Below are 17,175 nucleotides of genomic sequence, written 5' to 3'. Positions count from 1 at the left end.
CTATTCCTGCTCACTCGCGCAATAATTCGCTTATTTGTAAGGCATTGTTGGCGGTTTTAAGACGCCGAATCAATCCGTAACTGCGAATCATGCCTTTGTTGCGGCAGGTCTGCGGCAAATTTGCCTTGATGCCCGCAAAAATCTGCCCGCTTTTCCGACATTGAATTTCTGATGGCGCTAAACCCGAACTTGGTTGCGCTAACTGCGTCAAACCCGCCTGTTCATGCCATGAACGACCGTGATAAGACGCGCTCAGCCGCCGGTTTTCCCGGCTCACTGCCCCAAAGGCGCAACGGCCAACGACCTTCGCGCCGCCACAGGAGAAGACACACATGACATCTGGACGGGTTAACCCGCAATTCCGCCTCGAAGATCAGGGCATCGAGGGTCTGGGCAATGTCTATTACAACTTCATGGAACCGGCGCTGATCGAAGAGGCGCTGAAGCGCGGCGAAGGCACACTTGGCAATGGTGGAGCGTTCCTAGTTACCACAGGAAAGTTCACCGGCCGGTCGCCCAAGGACAAACACGTGGTCAAGACCGACAGCGTTGCCGAAACCATCTGGTGGGAAAACAATGCCGAAATGAGCCCCGAGGGCTTTGACGCACTGTACGAAGACATGCTGGCCCACATGAAAGGCCGCGACTATTTCGTACAGGACCTCGTCGGTGGCGCGGACCCGGCTTACGCAATCAATGTACGAATGATTACCGAACTGGCGTGGCACAACCTGTTCATCCGCCACCTGCTGCGTCGCCCGGACCGCGAAGACCTGGATGAGTTCACGGCCGATTTCACCGTCATCAACTGCCCCAGCTTTCAGGCCGACCCGGCAAAGCATGGCTGCCGCAGCGAGACTGTGATTGCAATGAATTTCGACCGCAAACTGATCCTGATCGGCGGCACTGAATATGCCGGTGAAAACAAGAAGTCCGTTTTCACCCTGCTGAACTACATGCTTCCTGAAAAAGGCGTGATGCCGATGCACTGTTCGGCAAACCATGCTGTTGGAAACCCGGTCGATACGGCCGTGTTCTTTGGCCTGTCCGGCACCGGAAAGACCACCTTGTCCGCAGATCCTTCGCGCATACTGATCGGGGATGACGAGCACGGCTGGTCCGATCGCGGTACCTTCAACTTCGAAGGCGGTTGCTATGCCAAGACCATTAACCTGAATGCCGAGGCAGAGCCGGAAATCTATGCCACCACTTCGAAGTTCGGAACCGTGATCGAAAACATGGTCTTTGATCCCGAAACCAAGGAACTGGATTTCGACGATGACTCGTTGACCGCCAACATGCGCTGCGCCTATCCGCTCGAGTATATCTCGAACGCATCCCAAAGCGCATTGGGTGGTCACCCGAAGAATATCATCATGCTGACCTGCGATGCATTTGGCGTTCTGCCACCGATCGCGCGGCTGACGCCGGCCCAGGCCATGTATCACTTCCTGTCGGGTTTCACGTCAAAAGTGGCCGGGACCGAACGCGGCATCACCGAGCCGCAGCCGACATTCTCGACCTGTTTCGGCGCGCCGTTCATGCCCCGTCGCCCTGAGGAATACGGCAACCTGTTGCGGGACAAGATCGCCCAGCACGGCGCGACCTGCTGGCTTGTGAACACCGGCTGGACCGGCGGCGCCTATGGCGTGGGCAGCCGGATGCCGATCCGCGCGACACGCGCCTTGCTGACCGCCGCTCTGGAAGGGTCTCTGCGCGACGCCGAGTTCCGCAAGGATGCCAATTTCGGCTTTGACGTTCCAGTCTCTGTCCCGGGGGTTGCCGAAGTTCTGCTGGACCCGCGCCGTACCTGGGACGATCAGGCAGCATTCGACAAACAGGCCGAAAAACTGGTGCAGATGTTTGCCGAGAACTTTGAACAATATCTGCCCTTCATCGACGACGACATCAAAGCCGTCGCAATCGGATAAGACAGGAAGAGGGGCCACAGCGCCCCTTTTTTATTTCACCCACTGTACTTCTTGCTAAGGTTGTTTGTCGCAAAAAGCACATACAATTGCGTTGTTTCAAAATGCAATTTGCGCTAGCCCTGATAATCGCTAAGACGAAAAAACCCGGCACTTTTGCGCCGGGTACTGACTGAAATTAGATTGGGAGTCGCTCATGTGCGCACACTCACAACGCTGGATTGAGCAATCCTAATCAGTCACCTAGTCTAAGCGAGAGGGGATGAGTGTCAATACGAGACTTGCTGACTTGCGCGTCATTCAGCATGGCTCAAACAGTCGCAATTAGGCGGCAAATGACACGGCAAACGATAGGTAACATTATGACTGAGATCTCGAAACTCACCGAACTGCGCAAGCTGATGCAAAGCATGGAGCGTACATTAGGCTTGGAGAAACTATCTCCGGTTGAACGCGACATCTACTATGCCGCCGAAGAGCTTTCCAAGTCCGATCAGGAAGTGCGCACATTCGGTTTGATCGAGCACACGTTGGTTCAAAGTGTTTCGCGCCCAACATTCTTTCGCGCGCTGAAATCGCTGGTCGAAAAAGGCTATCTTTCTCAAAGCGGCAGCGCCAACCGGGGACGGTACGTCGTTCATGCACCCAAATGATGCGATCCACCCGCGCAAGAGGCCGTGATTACTTTGCGCGGGTGGGCTACTGAAACGCTTTTGGCCTCTTTGGCCTATGTGCTGGCGTCGTTCCTTACATTCGCCGTCCTGATGCCGTTGCAGAACGTGTTTTTCCCGGAATACCCAAGCCGCGCGAGCCTGTTGTTTCTGCCGCATGGCGTGCGGGTTCTGACAGCCTGGCTGTTGGGGTGGCGCGCCGTTTTCGCATTATTGCCCGGCGTGTTCATCGTTTTTGCCTATTTGGGTGGAACGGATGTGTTCGAGCCCAGCCGCCTGATGGCCATGGCGATTGCGGTTCTGACGGTCCCAACCGTGTTTTTTCTTCTGAAGGCAATCGGGTGGGATCTGTTTCCCCGTCCGGATCGCAAACCCTGTTGGATATGTGTGATGGGCGTCGGAATCGTAACGTCCTTCCTTGTCTCCGGGTTGACCAACCTGGCTTTTGGCAGCGCGACGGTGGAATATATCGCATTCCTGATCGGCGATATCTCGGGTTTGTTCTTCCTGATGCTAGGCCTGTATTTTGCTTTTCGGCTCGCCGACAAGCGGCCGAGTTGACGCGTTACCCCACCAAACCGCGTCGAAGCAGGTTCAGGCCCGCAATCAGCAAAACGAACAAGGTCGCTTTGCGAAAACTTGCCTGATCAATACGGTCCTGCAGCTTCATGCCTATCCACATCCCGGCCAGGGCCGGAACGATCAGGGCTGCCGAAAACTCAAGTGTTTCTGCGTACAGAATGCCTGATCCAAGATGTGCGACCAGCAACAAAACCGCCCCCAAACCGTAGATTACGCCCTGAATTCGAATCTGTTCGGTCTTGGGGGTGTTCAGCGCCGTCAGATAGGCAACTGTCGGAGGCCCCCAAACTCCTGACATGCCGCCGACAAACCCCGCCACGCCACCTACCACAGCCTCGACTGCGGTCGAGGGTTGGTTCAGCGCCATTCTGAACCCCAGAACTTGTAACAGCGCAAAAACTGACACAAAGCCGCCCATCAGAACCAGAAAGACAGACCCCGGGATCAATGCGACCAACTGTGCGCTGAGCAGCAGAAGAAGACCGCCAACAACAAGGAAAACCCGAAAGCGCCGAATCGAGGCGATCGCGGCGACACGGCCACCGCGTAGGGCCTGCAGCCCATTGGTCACCAGCGTCGGCAGAATAAGTCCCGCCAGGGTCAGATCCGGCGGCAGAAATGAATTCAACCCTGATACCAAAATCATGGGCATCGCGAAACCAACCATGCCTTTGACCCATCCAGAGGCAAACGCGATTGCCATGGCCATCAGCAGTTCCTGCGGGGAAAGAATGGAAAACAGGGTCATGTCCCCTAGATATCATCTGGATTTTCTTCTGCATTGCAAAAATGTTGAGGTAATATTTGAACTTTTTCGCAGCGTAATAAGTATTTTTGTTGCGCTGCACGTGCAGCATGATATGACCAGACGACCGAGGAAAGGACGCGATTCATGGCCCACGACGGACAGGATATGACCGAGATGACAACTGCTGCAGTTTTGCCCGATCTTCTGAACTTGACCCGGGCTGCCGTACCCGCGGTAGCAGCCGTTTTTGAAAAAGCCCGTGAATCCGTGCGCGGCATGGTCTCGGCGGATGGCCGTATCTCTGGTGCTTTGATCGAGGCAAACCAGACCGCCGCGCATGGACTGGCATGGCTGGCCACGTACAACCAGTCGCTGCAACAGATGCAGCGCTGGGCCGAAGCACTTCAGGCCGAAGGCAAGTTCGGCGAACTCGAGCAGTTGCTTCACCAGATAGCCGTTGGCGAGTACCTGCATCAGGTCGCTGGTGGCATCCCGATGAACCAGGGCGAAGTCGTGCGCCTTCAGGATATGGGCCTCGGCTGGGATGCGCTGTCGGGCTTTCAGTCGTCCGAAGTACAGACCTTGATGGCGCAGGCAAATTCACAAGCCGCACGCAGCCGTTTGGTCGAGCTGATGCAGGATCAGGCCGGCGCCACCATGTTCGGCGCGTCGGGCCTGGACGAAGAACTGGAAATGATCCGCGACCAGTTCCGCCGCTATGCGCAGGAAAAGGTCGAACCGTATGCCCATGAATGGCACCTCAAGGATGAGCTGATCCCGCTGGAAATCATCGAAGAACTGGCGGAAATGGGCGTTTTCGGGCTGACCATCCCCGAAGAGTTTGGCGGCTTCGGCCTGTCCAAAGCATCCATGTGCGTCGTGTCCGAAGAACTGTCGCGTGGCTATATCGGCGTCGGCTCGCTGGGCACACGTTCGGAAATCGCGGCCGAGTTGATCATCGCCGGCGGCACGGAAGAGCAAAAGGCCAACTGGCTGCCAAAACTGGCCAGCGCCGAAATTCTGCCGACGGCTGTCTTTACTGAACCCAATACCGGTTCGGATCTTGGCAGCCTGCGCACCCGTGCAGTGAAGGACGAGAACGGTGATTACCAGATCACCGGCAACAAAACCTGGATCACCCACGCCGCGCGGACCCATGTCATGACCTTGCTGGCGCGGACCAATCCCGACAGCACAGATCACCGCGGCCTGTCCATGTTCCTGGCGGAAAAGACACCGGGCACGGACGACAATCCCTTCCCCACCCCCGGCATGACCGGGGGTGAGATCGAGGTTCTGGGCTATCGCGGCATGAAGGAATACGAGCTGGGCTTTGACGGCTTCCACGTCAAGGGTGAAAACCTGCTGGGCGGTGAAGAAGGCAAGGGTTTCAAACAGCTGATGGAAACCTTTGAAAGTGCCCGCATCCAGACCGCCGCGCGCGCCATCGGCGTGGCGCAAAGCGCGCTGGATATCGCCATGCAATATGCCATCGACCGCAAGCAATTCGGCAAATCGCTGATCAACTTCCCGCGTGTCTCGGGCAAGCTGGCAATGATGGCGGTCGAGATCATGATCGCGCGCCAGCTGACCTATTTCAGCGCGTGGGAAAAAGACCACGGCCAACGCTGTGATCTTGAGGCGGGCATGGCCAAACTGCTGGGCGCCCGTGTGGCCTGGGCAGCCGCCGATAACGGGCTGCAAATTCACGGCGGGAACGGCTTTGCACTGGAATACAAGATCAGCCGCGTTCTGTGCGACGCGCGCATTCTCAACATTTTCGAAGGTGCGGCCGAGATTCAGGCACAGGTCATCGCACGACGTCTGCTCGGGTGACCGGAACCGGCGCCCGTTTCCCCAACTGACCCGGCCATTGCGCCGGGTCTTTTTCTTGGTTTTTGAGGTTTTGTACGCCTCCTACCCACGGACCTTCCGTTTTGTACGGACCATTTTTGCATCTCTGACCGGCAGGGCAACGGCGAACCGTGTCCGCAGCAACCCAAACTTCCCCTTTGATCCCGGCCCATTCGCCGTTAGAGCGTCAGATTGACCCGACCGAAACCCGATCAGCACCTGGTACATCGCATGACCCGATCCTTCTTTGCACTTTGCGCCACTCTGGCGGTGCTCGTTCTTGCGGGCTGCACCACCCCTGCGCCAACGGCCGATCAGAGCGATGTCGAAGCGCTTGCCCAGTCGATCCGAATGCTCGGGCCGGATGTCGATCCGGCCGAGGCTCAGAGAGCGGCCACCATCGCCTATTCCTACTCGCAGCAGTTGGCGCGGGATTGGAATGTCACCGACCCCGCCATCATCCACAACGCCAAGGTCATCAACGGGTTCCGCGAAAAGGGGCTGTGCAACGATTGGGCAGAAGCCATGACCAAGCGGCTGCGGCAGGAAAACTTCCGAACATTGGATCTGCACTGGGCCACGTCGCCGCCGACGTCTTTTCGCATCATCCACCATTCGGCATTGATCAGCGCCAAGGGGGATTCGATGTATGACGGCATCATCCTTGATCCCTGGCGCAACAGTGGCGCGTTGTTCTGGGCGCCGGTGCGTGAAGATACGCGCTATAACTGGAAACCCCGGCAGGAAGTGCGTGCGCAACTGCTGAACGGGTCTCTTACCTACTGATCCGGTTCCAACGACATCCTCTATGCGCTAAGACCCAGCCATGACTCGCCTGATCCTGACCCTGCCCTTGTTGGCACTGTTCCAATGCAACAAGGACGAAACCGTCGCCGCCTATGGTGCGGCGGACCAGACCTGGGTTCTGAGGGAGATCGATGGTCAGCCCTATGAGGCGAGCGTTCTGCTTCGGTTTCCCGAAGAAGGCAGGATTGCCGGGAACGCTCCGTGCAATAGCTATGACGGAACACTCAACGCGCCCTACCCGTGGTTTGAGGTTCAGAACCTCAACGCGACGCGCGCCGCCTGCGCGGGGCTCGAGGCGGAAGGGTTCTACTTTGCCGCCCTCATGGCCATGACCCAATCCGAGGTGTCAGGCAATGCGCTGATCCTGCGCAATGAGGACGGGCACGAGATGGTGTTCACAGCCGCCGAGTGACCTGATCCACGAACCGGGCCCGCGCTTCGGGCAGCGGATTATGCCCCAAAGACGGAGCAACGCGGTGCTCCAGAAAATATCCGGTCGTGCGCAGGGCCTCTGCGACCTCGGCATCGGGTGCAGTGCCTTCACCTCGCAGACAGGGCGGCAGGGGCAACAGCTTGTCCGCCCATTCCCCGGCGCCATTGGCGCTGACGGACCGGCCTGTTTTGGGGGATACATAGATCAATCCTTCGGTCACACCGGTCACGGCGCAGGCCGTCAGATCAAGGCCAAAGCCAAGCTCGTCAAGCAACGCGAGCTCCCATCGCAGATAGGCCAGAGGCCAGACTTCATCCTGCCCCAACAGATCCATTAACTGTTCCGTCCGGGAATAAAGCGCCGGGTGTGGTTCCCGTTCGGGCAGACAAAAGGACAACAGCGAAACAACCGCGTTCAGCCCGGACAGTGCCAGCCGCCCTGAAAACGCGGCTGCCGCGCGGGACCGCAGGGGTTCGACCTGAAAGGTGCCGATATGTTCTTCCAGCCGCGCGCGCCACAGCACGTCCAGTTGCGCCCCAGGTTGCAGGATCGGCGCGATCTTGCGGCTGGTCCCGCCACGCACCACACCGGCGTGACGCCCGTGGCCTTCGGTAAAGACCTCGATGATCGCCGCTGTTTCACCATGGCGGCGTAATGTCAGGAGAATTCCGTGATCGCGCCAGTCCAAAACCTGACCCTGTTGCTGGTTGGGTTGGTTCGCAGAAAATCCCAAGCGACGTTGGCGCGCAAGAGCGGAAGTGCTTCAATCCCTTTTCAGCGCGTGTTCTTTTCCGAAGCCGCCATAGTTTTGTGACTTCGCGCCACCCGGCTTGTACGCGTTTTTACGACCCCCAACTGCGCTTCAACAGAAGGGGCCGCACCATGATCGATGACGAACCGAAACCCGCCACATACTACGACGAACGCGAAATCTGGACACCGGACCCAACGGCGGCAGACATGCAGGTCTATGCGACGTTTGCGTCGACCGTCGTCGAACTTGTGCAGGTGCTGGATGACAACAAGCCGATGTTGTCGAGGGATGTCTACGCACGCTTTTCTGCGTCTCTGCTGCACCTGTCCAGGGTGTTGGGCGAGTACGAAGACGGGTGGAACGGCGGACATGGCGCGTGATCCCAAGACATGCATAGACTGAAGGGCAGAGCATCGGCTTTTCATTGCAACGGTCCGGTACGATATAGCGACCAGACCTGACCACGGTGGATTCCGTTGTGCCTCAACATGATCCCGCCGCCATTCTTCAGATCACCAATGTGCCCCGCCAGAACGCGCCTGCTGCCCCTTGGCCGATGGAAACACCGTCTGTCGTCCGGGGTGTCGCCAACTGCGGGCAAAAGAATGCGTTGCTTTAATCCCGTTCAGGCCATAATGTTCTTCTTATGTTCTAAAGCGGGATTCCCAAAATGTCTCTTAATTACGTCATGATCGGTTCCAACGACGTTGCCAAGGCACGCAGCTATTACGACGCGGTTATGCCCCGGATCGGCGGAAAGGTCGTCGCCGAGTATATGCCGCATGCTGTATGCTATGAGCTGCGCGGCGGCGGATGCATATGGGTCGCGACACCGTTCGACAAAAAAGACGCGACAATCGGCAACGGAAACATGGTTGGCCTGTTGTGCCAAAGCACAGAAGAAGTGCGTGATGCGCACGCGGCCGCGCTTGCAAATGGCGGAACAAACGAAGGTGATCCGGGGGACCGCCCCCAATATGGCCCAAACTTTTTTGGTGCCTACGCACGCGACCCTGACGGGAACAAGATGAGCTTTGTCTATTTTGGCGACGCGGATTGATGGACCCGAGCATCGTCTGCGACCGCGAACAAGAAAGACCCAAGCCAGCGTGAAGTTCAGAACGTCACACCCGCATGAACCAGAATTCCTATGACCATCAGCAGGTTCAGCACCATCGAGATACCGTTGCCCACATAGATGGGCAACTTGCCCACCACCAGACCATACGCAAACCACAGGAAGGACAGCCCGGCATAAAGCGACCAGGACAGAAGCGACTGACCAGTAGCGTGTTCTGAATGGGTAAAGTAGAGCTTGACCAGTTGCGGAAGCGTGGCGAAAGGACCAACAACCCCGACAAAGACCATGAAGCTTTCGAACCGCTGCATCCAGTGGCCGAGTTCCGATTTTTCCAGTTTCTCAGCAAGCGTTTCAGCCACGAAAGCACCTCTTGGTTGCGCCTGTCCACAGGGCAAGCCAGCCCTGCCAGTGTAATTGCCGGGGTAAAATAGTCATTTTGGTCTCTGCGTCAAAGACCCTTCAGTACTGGTCACTCAAGCCCTTCTTCGCCCAGCAGGTGCCGCCCCTGACGGTCTTCGACCTCGATCACCCAGAGGTCGGGGTCAAAGCTGCGTTGGCGCTGGATGGCCTGGTCCACGTCACCTTCAAGGCCGGACGAGAGTTCGACCCATTTCCGTTCGCCACTCATCAGATCAAAGCTGCGTTGGAAGGCAACGGCCTGCCCGTCCAGTGTGTTCAGCTTGACCAGAACTGCGCCTGCGGTGTCATCACCATGGGCCACCACATAGGCCGGGATATCCTGAAATCGCAGCCGCGCCAGATAGGCGTGAACCCAGAATTCCGCCGTCAGCCGCGTCATGCGTTTCCGTCTTTGAAATCCAGCCCCATTTCCGAATACCGCTCGGATTCTTCCAGCCAATTGGGCCGGACCTTCACTTGCAGGAACAGGTGAATCCTGCGGTCGAGGAACTCTTCCAGCTCGGCGCGCGCGGCCTGGCTGACGGCTTTGATCGTCTCACCCTTTTTGCCCAGCACGATGCCTTTGTGGCCGTCACGCATGACATAGATGACCTGATCGATCTTGGCAGAGCCGTCTTTGCGCTCTTCCCAGTTTTCGGTCTCGACGGTCAGTTGATAGGGCAATTCCTGATGCAGGCGCAGGGTCAGCTTCTCGCGCGTCATTTCCGCGGCGATCATGCGCAGTGGCAGATCGGCGATCTGGTCTTCGGGATAGAGCCAGGGGCCCTCAGGCAATTCAGAGGCCAGCCATTTGCGCAGGTCCTCGACGCCGTGTCCCTTTTCAGCAGAGATCATGAAGGTTTCGGCAAACGGGTAGCGTGCGTTCAGGTCACTGGTCAGCGCCAGCAGCTTCTCGGACGGCACCTTGTCGATCTTGTTGATGGCCAACGCGATCGTGCGGCCTTGCCCGATCTCTTCGAGACCTTCGAGGATGCGCTCGACACCTTCAGTAATGCCACGATGCGCCTCGACCATAAGCACAACGATGTCGGCATCCGCGGCCCCGCCCCATGCGGCGGCGACCATGGCGCGATCCAGGCGGCGGCGGGGTTTGAACAGCCCCGGCGTGTCGACGAAAACCAGCTGCGCGTCGCCCTCCATCGCCACGCCGCGGATACGCGCGCGGGTGGTCTGCACCTTATGCGTCACGATCGAAACCTTGGCCCCGACCATGCGGTTCAGCAGGGTTGACTTGCCCGCATTGGGCTCTCCGATCAGGGCAATAAATCCGGCGCGTGTGGTCATGAGTCTGGCGATCCTGTTTGCAGGTGCGCACCCCTATAGCAGAAAGGTCCGGCGGACCAGAGGGATTTGTCGCATTGCAGCCTTGCGTTTGAGGTGTCAGATGGACGCGGACGCCCAGCCAATCCCAGCCCGGCATCAGATCCGTTCAGTGAGGTCTTCATGAAACGTCGCGAGTTTCTTCTTGGAAGTAGCGCCGCTGCCGGTGCTCTGGGTTTGGGAGGGTTGTCTCTGGCGGCCAGCGATCCCGTTCGGGAACTGGTGGTGCAACCTGCCAGCTATCGGTTGCGCGATCAGCCGACCATGGGGATGGTCAGCCTGTCACCGGATGCGCCGCCACCGGTTCTTTACGGCCGTCAGGGCGAGGTACTGCGTCTGACGGTGCGCAATACCCTGCCCGACTATACTGCGATGCATTGGCACGGTCTACGCATCCGCAACGAGATGGACGGGGTGCCCTACCTGACCCAGATGCCCATCGGCGAAAACGAGAGCTTTACCTATGAATTCACACCGCCGGATGCGGGCACGTATTGGTATCACCCTCATTGCATGACGATGGACCAGATGGCCCGAGGGCTGACCGGTGTGATGGTGGTTGCCGAACCGGAAGACCCAGGGTTCGACAGCGAGCAGGTGATCAATCTGCGGGATTTCCGGCTGGACGAAGATGGCGCGTTTCTGCCCGCTTATACCGCCCGCGGCGCAGCGCGGACCGGCACGTTCGGCAACGTGCAGACCGCCAATTGGCAGAGCGAGGCAGTATATGACCACGCCGCGGGCAGCCTGGTGCGCGTACGGGTGGTCAACACGGACACGACCCGTATCTACAGGTTGCATCCCGAAGGGGCCGAGACCCGGATCATCGCATGGGACGGACATCCGGTAGAAACAGACGTGACACGGCCCACAGCAGCCCAGCCGCTCTTGCTGGCCCCGGGTCAAAGGGTGGACCTGGCGGTTCGGATGCCGGACGACGAGGGGCAGTCAGCCCAGCTGATGGCAAAGTTTCCCGGGCAGAAACACCGCGCCATGGTCCGGTTGCGGGCCACGGGACAGTCCATTGCGCGTGATCTGCGAGAGCTGCGCCCATTGCGCCCGAACCCTGTCGCGCGCCCTGATCTGGGTCAGGCCGAGTTGCATGAGTTCGTGTTCGGCTGGACCCCGGAAGGCGGCGCCCCGAATGACGGGTTCTGCGGGTCTTTGGGCTATAGTTTCTGGTCGATCAACCGAACGCCCTGGCCGGGCGATGCGGCGCAGGGAACCGGGCCACTGGCCGTGCTGCAACGGGGCAAGAGCTATGTTCTGCGACTGCGCAATGAATCGCCCAACCTGCACCCGATCCATCTGCACGGGCTGGCCTTTGTTCCGCTGACCTCGAACCTGCGCAAACTGCCACCGTTGCTGTCCGATACGATGCTATTGCTAAAAGACGAGACCGTAGACATCGCGCTGGTCGCGGACAATCCCGGCGACTGGGCGTTTCATTGCCACGTGATCGAACACCAGAAAACCGGACTGGCCGGGTTCATCCGGGTAATCTGACCCTAGCCCGGTGGTGACATGTTCAACGCCAGAACGTGGTTCGGATAGGCTTGGTCCGCGATACGGAAATCCGTGACGCCGACCTGACGGAAGCCTTTGGACAGGTAGAAATCAATGGCCGGAGCGTTCTGGGAATTGGTCGTCAGCCAGATTTCGGGGCGGCCTTTGTTCCGGCAATGGTCAATGGCCACCTGCAACAACGCTGACCCGATGCCCTTTCCGTGGTGGCGCGGCTGCACGTAAAAGGTCACGATCTCAAGATCGGAAAGCCCGTCGATGGGGGCGGGACGGCCCTCTGCCAACCGAATGTAGCCATCGATTCCATCGCGGTTTTCAGACACCACCAGAAGATCACTCTCTTCCTCAAGCAGCGCTTCGAACCGTGCGGTTGTGAACTCGGACAATGCAAACTCGGCGAAGAAAGAACTTACGCCATGGCGCAGGTAGGTGCCGATCCAGACTTCGATCGACAACGCGGCCAGGCTGGCCGCGTCCGATTTCCGGGCTGGTCTGAGCTTCATGCCCCTAGGACGAGCTGGCCGGACTCAACCGCTCCAGCAAAGCTTTCGCCGCGGCCTGTTCGGCCTGACGTTTGGATCCTGCGGTGGCCTGTGCCTCGGTGCCGTCCTGAAGGCGGGCGGCGATGGTGAAGATCGGGGCGTGGTCCGGGCCGCTGCGTTTGATTTCGACGTATGAGGGCGGCTTTTGCCCACGCGCCTGCGCCCATTCCTGCAACGAGGTCTTGGCGTCACGCGCATCTGCCTCGACCTTGTGGATGCGGTCCCCCCAAAGCGCCAGGATGACATCGCGGGCAGCCTCGAACCCCGCATCCCGATAGATGGCGGCGATCACGGCCTCCATCGCATCGCCCAGCAGCGCTTGCTTGCGACGGCCACCGGACAGCATCTCGGACCGGCCGAGTTTCAACACCGCGCCCAGATCGATCTGGCGGGCCACATCTGCACAGGCCTCTTTGCGGACCAATGCGTTGAACCGGGGGGCCAACTGGCCTTCGGAGGCTTTTTTGTCAGCTTCAAGCAACGCGGTGGCCATGACCAGGCCCAGAACGCGGTCACCCAGAAACTCCAGCCGCTGGTTGTCGGGTCGGGTGGACGAAGACACCGAGCCATGGGTCAGCGCGCGCACCAGCAGTTCGGGGTTTTTGAACTCATACCCCAATCGCCGCTGGAACGCCTTTATCTCAGACGAAAGCTTCAATTGACCGCCTTGAAGAACCGATCACCGCGCCATGTCCAGAAGAACAGCATCGAACGGCCCGCGGACGAGAACATGATCCGGTCGGCGCGACCGATCAGGTTTTCGTAAGGCACGTATCCGACACCGCCGGCAGATTGCGGCAGACGGCTGTCGCTGGAATTGTCACGGTTGTCCCCCATGAAGAAATAATGGCCCTCGGGCACGGTGTAGATGCCGGTATTGTCCGATGCCTGGTTGCCGATGTTCAGCACGTCGTAGGACACGCCATTGGGCAGGGTTTCGATCAGGCGCGATTTTTCACAGGTGCCGCCAATACCGACAGGGCCGTTTTCACAGCGCGGGCGCAGGCGCTGCGGGCCTTGCGGTTCCGCGACTTCGGTAAACACGCCATCGGGCTGCTGAGGAACCGGAGTGCCATTGAGGATGATCTGGCCATTGCGGACCTGGATCCGGTCGCCCGGCAAGCCAATCAGGCGTTTGATATAATCACGCCCGGTGACCGGATGGCGAAAGACGATGACATCGCCACGTTCCGGATCACCGCCCCAGATACGGGTATTGTCTTCGCCCTGCATCCAGCCACAGATATCTTCGGCATCCACGTTCAGGCCGACGCTGGGGATGATCAGGCTGGGGCAGGATGCGTAGGAATAGCCATAAGCCATCTTGTTGACGAAGAGGAAATCACCGATCAGCAGCGTCTGCTTCATCGAGCCCGAGGGGATCCAGAACGGCTGAAAGAAGAGGGTACGGAACACGCCGGCAATCAGCAGCGCATAGACGATAGTCTTGATCGTCTCCCAGACGGGATTTCCGGTCTTGGCTTCCTCGGCCATACTGCTCTCTCCAGTTCTTTGCTTGGCTTCGCTGCTACATGCGGGGGCGATGGGGGCAAGTCAAGGCTGCGTGGTGTGATCTTGAAGCGGACGCGCCTCGATCACCACAAAAGCCTGCGCCCAGGGGTGATCATCGGTCAGGGTGACGTGGATGATCACCTCGTGCCCGTCGGGGGTCATTTCCTTGAGGCGCTCGGCGGCCCAGCCGGTCACGTGCATCACCGGTTGGCCGGTGCGCAGATTGGTGACGGCCATGTCCTTCCACGCGATGCCCATCCGCAGACCGGTGCCCAGCGCCTTGGAACAGGCCTCCTTCGCAGCCCAGCGCTTGGCATAGGTTCCGGCCGTATCGGCGCGGCGTTCGGCCTTGTGCTGCTCTGTCTCGGTGAAGACACGATTGCGGAACCGGTCGCCGAACCGGTCGAGCGTGCCCTGGATGCGGTCGATGTTTGCGAGGTCTGTGCCGATGCCGAGGATCATTTTCTCAGTTTCTTTTTTCGCCAAAAAGCGTTTGCTTTGTTTGCATAGCTTGCCCCAACACAGCACGACAAATAGCTGTGGCAACCCCTGCCCAGAAAAGTAAAAAGACGTTTCTCAGGATCAGGTCCCAGAAGTCAATTCTATGCCAATGCCCAAATCCGTAAACCAATACTGAGATTTGAGCAGCCCATAAAACCGACAATGACAGACCAACCATGTAAGTGGCGTTGTACCATAGCGTAGCGTTTGGATTCGCTTGAGTAAGCCGCTTAGACCATAGAAGAGTTTGGACCAACGACGCCAAAATAACTGGGAATACCAAGGCATCGAGCGGAAAGAAAAAAATACCTTTAAGGCCCATTTTTTCTTCGGCAAAGCCTGAGCCTACCGACAGCACAAGAAAAATCATGAACAACGCCACGTATCCAACCCGGTTAAACAACAAGGTTTTCTGTTCGGGTGTCCAAAGTTTCACCACCCCAACCGCACCGTCAGGATCTTGTAACTCGCCACGCCAAAGAACCCGGCAAAGGCGAAATCGAACCAGCGGCGGGCGCGGCGGTAGGTTCGGACCATGCGCTCGGAAGAAAACAGAAACGCATAGCCGATGAAGATCATCAACGATCCCGCATAGAGCATGGCGAAATAGCCCAGCAGCATCGACAGGCTGGCATCATTGGGTGCGACGATGGCGTAGATCGAGCCCCAGCTGAGGATCGCCTTGGGGTTCGTCAGGTAGATGGCGGCACCTTTGGCGAAGATCGTCGGCAGCGCGCCCGTGACCGGTTTGCCCAAAGCAACCTCATCCGCGGTCATCGCGCGGCGCAGGGCCTTGAGGGCCAGCCAACCCAGATAGGCCACGCCGACATAGCGGATCACTTCGAACGCCCAGACATTGGCCAGCATGATCGCCGACAGGCCCAGAGCAGCGGCAATACCCCAGGCGGCGGACCCGGCACAGATGCCCAGCGCAAAGACCAGACCGGCGCGGCGGCCTTCGTTCATGGCGGTTCCTGCAATGCCCATCGTGGCAGGCCCCGGAGAGCCGCCGGCCATCAGCCAGGCCAGCCAGATGGCGACAAAGCCGGGCGTGATCACGCGCGCGCCTCGTCCATCAGGCGACGCATTTCCTGAATGGCCGGGGTGAGGCCCAGAAAAATCGCCTCGCCAATCAGGAAATGACCGATATTCAGCTCTTTGACTTCTGGGAAGGCGGCAACCGGTTTTACGGTGTCATAGGTCAGGCCATGGCCCGCATGAACCTCGAGCCCCAGCGAATGAGCGAAGGTGGACATCTGGCGCAGCGACTCAAGCTCGCGTTCGGCATCTTCCATGCGACCTTCGGCATGGGCGTCGCAATAGGCGCCGGTGTGCAGCTCGATCACTTCGGCACCGATGCGATGCGCGGCTTCGATCTGACGCTGATCGGCGGCAATGAAGATTGACACCCGACAGCCGGCCTCACGCAGAGGCGCGATGAAATGCGCCAGCTTGTTTTCCTCGCGCGCGACTTCGAGACCACCCTCGGTGGTGCGCTCCTCGCGCTTTTCGGGCACGATGCAGACCGCGTGAGGCTTGTGGCGCAAGGCGATCTTCTGCATCTCGGGTGTCGCGGCCATCTCAAAGTTCAGCGGCACCGACAGAACCTCGATCAGCCCGTCGATATCGGCGTCCGAGATATGGCGTCGATCTTCGCGCAAATGCGCGGTGATGCCGTCGGCGCCGGCCTCTTCCGCCAGTTTGGCGGCGCGCAGCGGATCCGGATAGTCCCCGCCCCGCGCATTGCGCACCGTGGCCACGTGATCGATGTTCACACCCAGACGCAGTTGGTTCTCAGACATCCCTCGATTCCTTTTGCATGTTTTGGCCCGAGCCTAGAGGCTCTGCCGAAGAAACGGCAGCCGAATCTTCGGCCAAACGCTTGATTTCATCAAACTTCGCCTTGATTCTGGCGCGACGACGCTGCTGATACGTCAGGATCAGCGGCAGGCTGAGGTAATAGCAGATCACCCCCGCAACGAGGCCCGGAATGATCCCACCGATCATATAGGGGTAGAAGACGTCGTCGTAGAACTGCGACAGCCCGTGCCAGTCGGCCACGCGATCCGTAAACAACGCCAGGAAATTGTTCTTGAGATCCCCCAGGGCACTGGCGAATTTGCCCATAAGCCCCTGTGTGTCGCCTTCTTCGTATTCGGTGCCCAGCAGGAAATGCCCGGTCTGAAGACAGATCACTCCGATCGGAACATAGGTGAGCGGGTTGCCGAAAAACGTGCCGCTGAGCGCAGCCAGAATGTTCCCCTTGATCAGCCGGGCACCGATGGCGGCGACAAGAAAATGCAACCCGTAGAACGGCGTAAAGGCCGCAAAGACGCCCGCCCCTATACCGCGCGCGATCCGGTCAGGGGTATCCGGCAAGCGCCGGACGCGGTGTTTCACGTAATGGAAGGCGCGGGTCCATCCGCCACGCGGATAGACGAAATCCGATGCGATCTGGACTGGAGAGCGTCGGTCTCGGCGCTTGAATACCACCCGTG

At 58.9% G+C, this 17,175-nt stretch carries 23 protein-coding genes; 9 read left to right on the top strand and 14 right to left on the bottom strand.

What is annotated here, in order from left to right; all coding sequences use genetic code 11:
• Window positions 1–10: 10 nt before the first annotated feature.
• On the bottom strand, window positions 11–277 hold the full coding sequence (locus GS620_RS20150) for a hypothetical protein (RefSeq protein WP_152457098.1): 267 nt from the start codon (window positions 275–277) through the stop codon (window positions 11–13).
• A 55-nt stretch (window positions 278–332) separates the two neighbouring features.
• Here GS620_RS20150 and GS620_RS20145 point away from each other — a divergent pair, with 55 nt between their 5' ends.
• From GS620_RS20145 to GS620_RS20135, 3 genes are all read left to right on the top strand, one after another.
• Window positions 333–1,931 (top strand): phosphoenolpyruvate carboxykinase, encoded by a 1,599-nt coding sequence (locus tag GS620_RS20145; protein WP_171617543.1) that lies wholly within the window; start codon window positions 333–335, stop codon window positions 1,929–1,931.
• A gap of 359 nt (window positions 1,932–2,290) precedes the next feature.
• Window positions 2,291–2,581 (top strand): hypothetical protein, encoded by a 291-nt coding sequence (locus GS620_RS20140; RefSeq protein WP_171205750.1) that lies wholly within the window; start codon window positions 2,291–2,293, stop codon window positions 2,579–2,581.
• 24 nt (window positions 2,582–2,605) lie between these two features.
• The gene (locus GS620_RS20135) at window positions 2,606–3,160 is read left to right on the top strand and encodes a hypothetical protein (RefSeq protein ID WP_371807894.1); all 555 of its coding nucleotides are present in this window, start codon (window positions 2,606–2,608) and stop codon (window positions 3,158–3,160) included.
• A gap of 4 nt (window positions 3,161–3,164) precedes the next feature.
• Here GS620_RS20135 and GS620_RS20130 read toward each other — a convergent pair whose 3' ends face one another.
• Window positions 3,165–3,929 carry a sulfite exporter TauE/SafE family protein gene (locus GS620_RS20130; RefSeq protein ID WP_171169150.1) on the bottom strand — a complete coding sequence of 255 codons (765 nt, stop codon included), beginning with the start codon at window positions 3,927–3,929 and terminating at the stop codon, window positions 3,165–3,167.
• A gap of 144 nt (window positions 3,930–4,073) precedes the next feature.
• Here GS620_RS20130 and GS620_RS20125 point away from each other — a divergent pair, with 144 nt between their 5' ends.
• The 3 genes from GS620_RS20125 (at window position 4,074) to GS620_RS20115 (ending at window position 7,002) form a co-directional block, all read left to right on the top strand.
• Window positions 4,074–5,765, top strand: a complete 1,692-nt coding sequence (locus GS620_RS20125) for an acyl-CoA dehydrogenase family protein (RefSeq protein ID WP_171617542.1) — start codon at window positions 4,074–4,076, stop codon at window positions 5,763–5,765.
• Between the two features lie 249 nt (window positions 5,766–6,014).
• Window positions 6,015–6,569, top strand: coding sequence for a hypothetical protein (locus GS620_RS20120; protein ID WP_171617541.1), 555 nt, complete (start codon window positions 6,015–6,017; stop codon window positions 6,567–6,569).
• A 40-nt stretch (window positions 6,570–6,609) separates the two neighbouring features.
• On the top strand, window positions 6,610–7,002 hold the full coding sequence (locus GS620_RS20115) for an META domain-containing protein (RefSeq protein ID WP_171617540.1): 393 nt from the start codon (window positions 6,610–6,612) through the stop codon (window positions 7,000–7,002).
• On the opposite strand, the gene recO is transcribed toward GS620_RS20115, so the two are convergent.
• The gene (gene recO / locus GS620_RS20110) at window positions 6,986–7,711 is read right to left on the bottom strand and encodes a DNA repair protein RecO (RefSeq protein WP_171169330.1); all 726 of its coding nucleotides are present in this window, start codon (window positions 7,709–7,711) and stop codon (window positions 6,986–6,988) included. The two genes, GS620_RS20115 and recO, sit on opposite strands and share 17 nt — an antisense overlap.
• Window positions 7,712–7,905: 194 nt before the next feature.
• Here recO and GS620_RS20105 point away from each other — a divergent pair, with 194 nt between their 5' ends.
• Window positions 7,906–8,157, top strand: a complete 252-nt coding sequence (locus tag GS620_RS20105; protein ID WP_171617539.1) for a hypothetical protein — start codon at window positions 7,906–7,908, stop codon at window positions 8,155–8,157.
• Between the two features lie 290 nt (window positions 8,158–8,447).
• Window positions 8,448–8,837 (top strand): VOC family protein, encoded by a 390-nt coding sequence (locus GS620_RS20100; RefSeq protein ID WP_152457089.1) that lies wholly within the window; start codon window positions 8,448–8,450, stop codon window positions 8,835–8,837.
• A 56-nt stretch (window positions 8,838–8,893) separates the two neighbouring features.
• Here the strand turns inward: GS620_RS20100 and GS620_RS20095 are convergent, their stop codons facing one another.
• From GS620_RS20095 to era, 3 genes are all read right to left on the bottom strand, one after another.
• Window positions 8,894–9,217, bottom strand: coding sequence for a SemiSWEET transporter (locus GS620_RS20095; RefSeq protein WP_152457088.1), 324 nt, complete (start codon window positions 9,215–9,217; stop codon window positions 8,894–8,896).
• Window positions 9,218–9,327: 110 nt separating this feature from the next.
• The gene (locus GS620_RS20090; protein WP_152457087.1) at window positions 9,328–9,657 is read right to left on the bottom strand and encodes a DUF1491 family protein; all 330 of its coding nucleotides are present in this window, start codon (window positions 9,655–9,657) and stop codon (window positions 9,328–9,330) included.
• Entirely contained in the window at window positions 9,654–10,562 is a 909-nt protein-coding gene (gene era / locus GS620_RS20085) for a GTPase Era (protein WP_171169156.1), read from the bottom strand. Before era ends, GS620_RS20090 begins: the two co-directional genes overlap by 4 nt.
• Before the next feature lie 159 nt (window positions 10,563–10,721).
• Here era and GS620_RS20080 point away from each other — a divergent pair, with 159 nt between their 5' ends.
• A complete protein-coding gene (locus GS620_RS20080; RefSeq protein WP_171617538.1) occupies window positions 10,722–12,104 on the top strand; it encodes a multicopper oxidase family protein in 1,383 nt (460 codons plus the stop codon).
• Window positions 12,105–12,106: 2 nt separating this feature from the next.
• Here the strand turns inward: GS620_RS20080 and GS620_RS20075 are convergent, their stop codons facing one another.
• From GS620_RS20075 to GS620_RS20040, 8 genes are read right to left on the bottom strand one after another with little or no spacing between them, the layout of a single operon-like run.
• Window positions 12,107–12,625, bottom strand: a complete 519-nt coding sequence (locus GS620_RS20075; protein WP_170344838.1) for a GNAT family N-acetyltransferase — start codon at window positions 12,623–12,625, stop codon at window positions 12,107–12,109.
• A 4-nt stretch (window positions 12,626–12,629) separates the two neighbouring features.
• The gene (rnc, locus tag GS620_RS20070) at window positions 12,630–13,322 is read right to left on the bottom strand and encodes a ribonuclease III (RefSeq protein ID WP_171617537.1); all 693 of its coding nucleotides are present in this window, start codon (window positions 13,320–13,322) and stop codon (window positions 12,630–12,632) included.
• Complete coding sequence (gene lepB / locus GS620_RS20065; RefSeq protein WP_171617536.1) at window positions 13,319–14,158, bottom strand: signal peptidase I; 840 nt, start codon at window positions 14,156–14,158, stop codon at window positions 13,319–13,321. Before lepB ends, rnc begins: the two co-directional genes overlap by 4 nt.
• Before the next feature lie 60 nt (window positions 14,159–14,218).
• A complete protein-coding gene (gene acpS / locus GS620_RS20060) occupies window positions 14,219–14,638 on the bottom strand; it encodes a holo-ACP synthase (protein WP_171617535.1) in 420 nt (139 codons plus the stop codon).
• A 4-nt stretch (window positions 14,639–14,642) separates the two neighbouring features.
• Window positions 14,643–15,113, bottom strand: coding sequence for a hypothetical protein (locus tag GS620_RS20055; protein ID WP_171617534.1), 471 nt, complete (start codon window positions 15,111–15,113; stop codon window positions 14,643–14,645).
• Window positions 15,110–15,736: a LysE family transporter gene (locus tag GS620_RS20050; RefSeq protein ID WP_171617533.1), complete on the bottom strand. Its 627-nt coding sequence runs from the start codon at window positions 15,734–15,736 to the stop codon at window positions 15,110–15,112. The genes GS620_RS20055 and GS620_RS20050 overlap by 4 nt, the downstream gene beginning before the upstream one ends.
• Window positions 15,733–16,479 carry a pyridoxine 5'-phosphate synthase gene (locus tag GS620_RS20045; RefSeq protein ID WP_171617532.1) on the bottom strand — a complete coding sequence of 249 codons (747 nt, stop codon included), beginning with the start codon at window positions 16,477–16,479 and terminating at the stop codon, window positions 15,733–15,735. Before GS620_RS20045 ends, GS620_RS20050 begins: the two co-directional genes overlap by 4 nt.
• A complete protein-coding gene (locus GS620_RS20040; RefSeq protein ID WP_171617531.1) occupies window positions 16,472–17,170 on the bottom strand; it encodes a DUF2062 domain-containing protein in 699 nt (232 codons plus the stop codon). The genes GS620_RS20045 and GS620_RS20040 overlap by 8 nt, the downstream gene beginning before the upstream one ends.
• Window positions 17,171–17,175: the final 5 nt, after the last annotated feature.

Source organism: Ruegeria sp. HKCCD6428, assembly GCF_013110595.1.
GTDB lineage: Bacteria > Pseudomonadota > Alphaproteobacteria > Rhodobacterales > Rhodobacteraceae > Ruegeria.
This window is presented reverse-complemented; position numbering and strand designations above follow the sequence as displayed.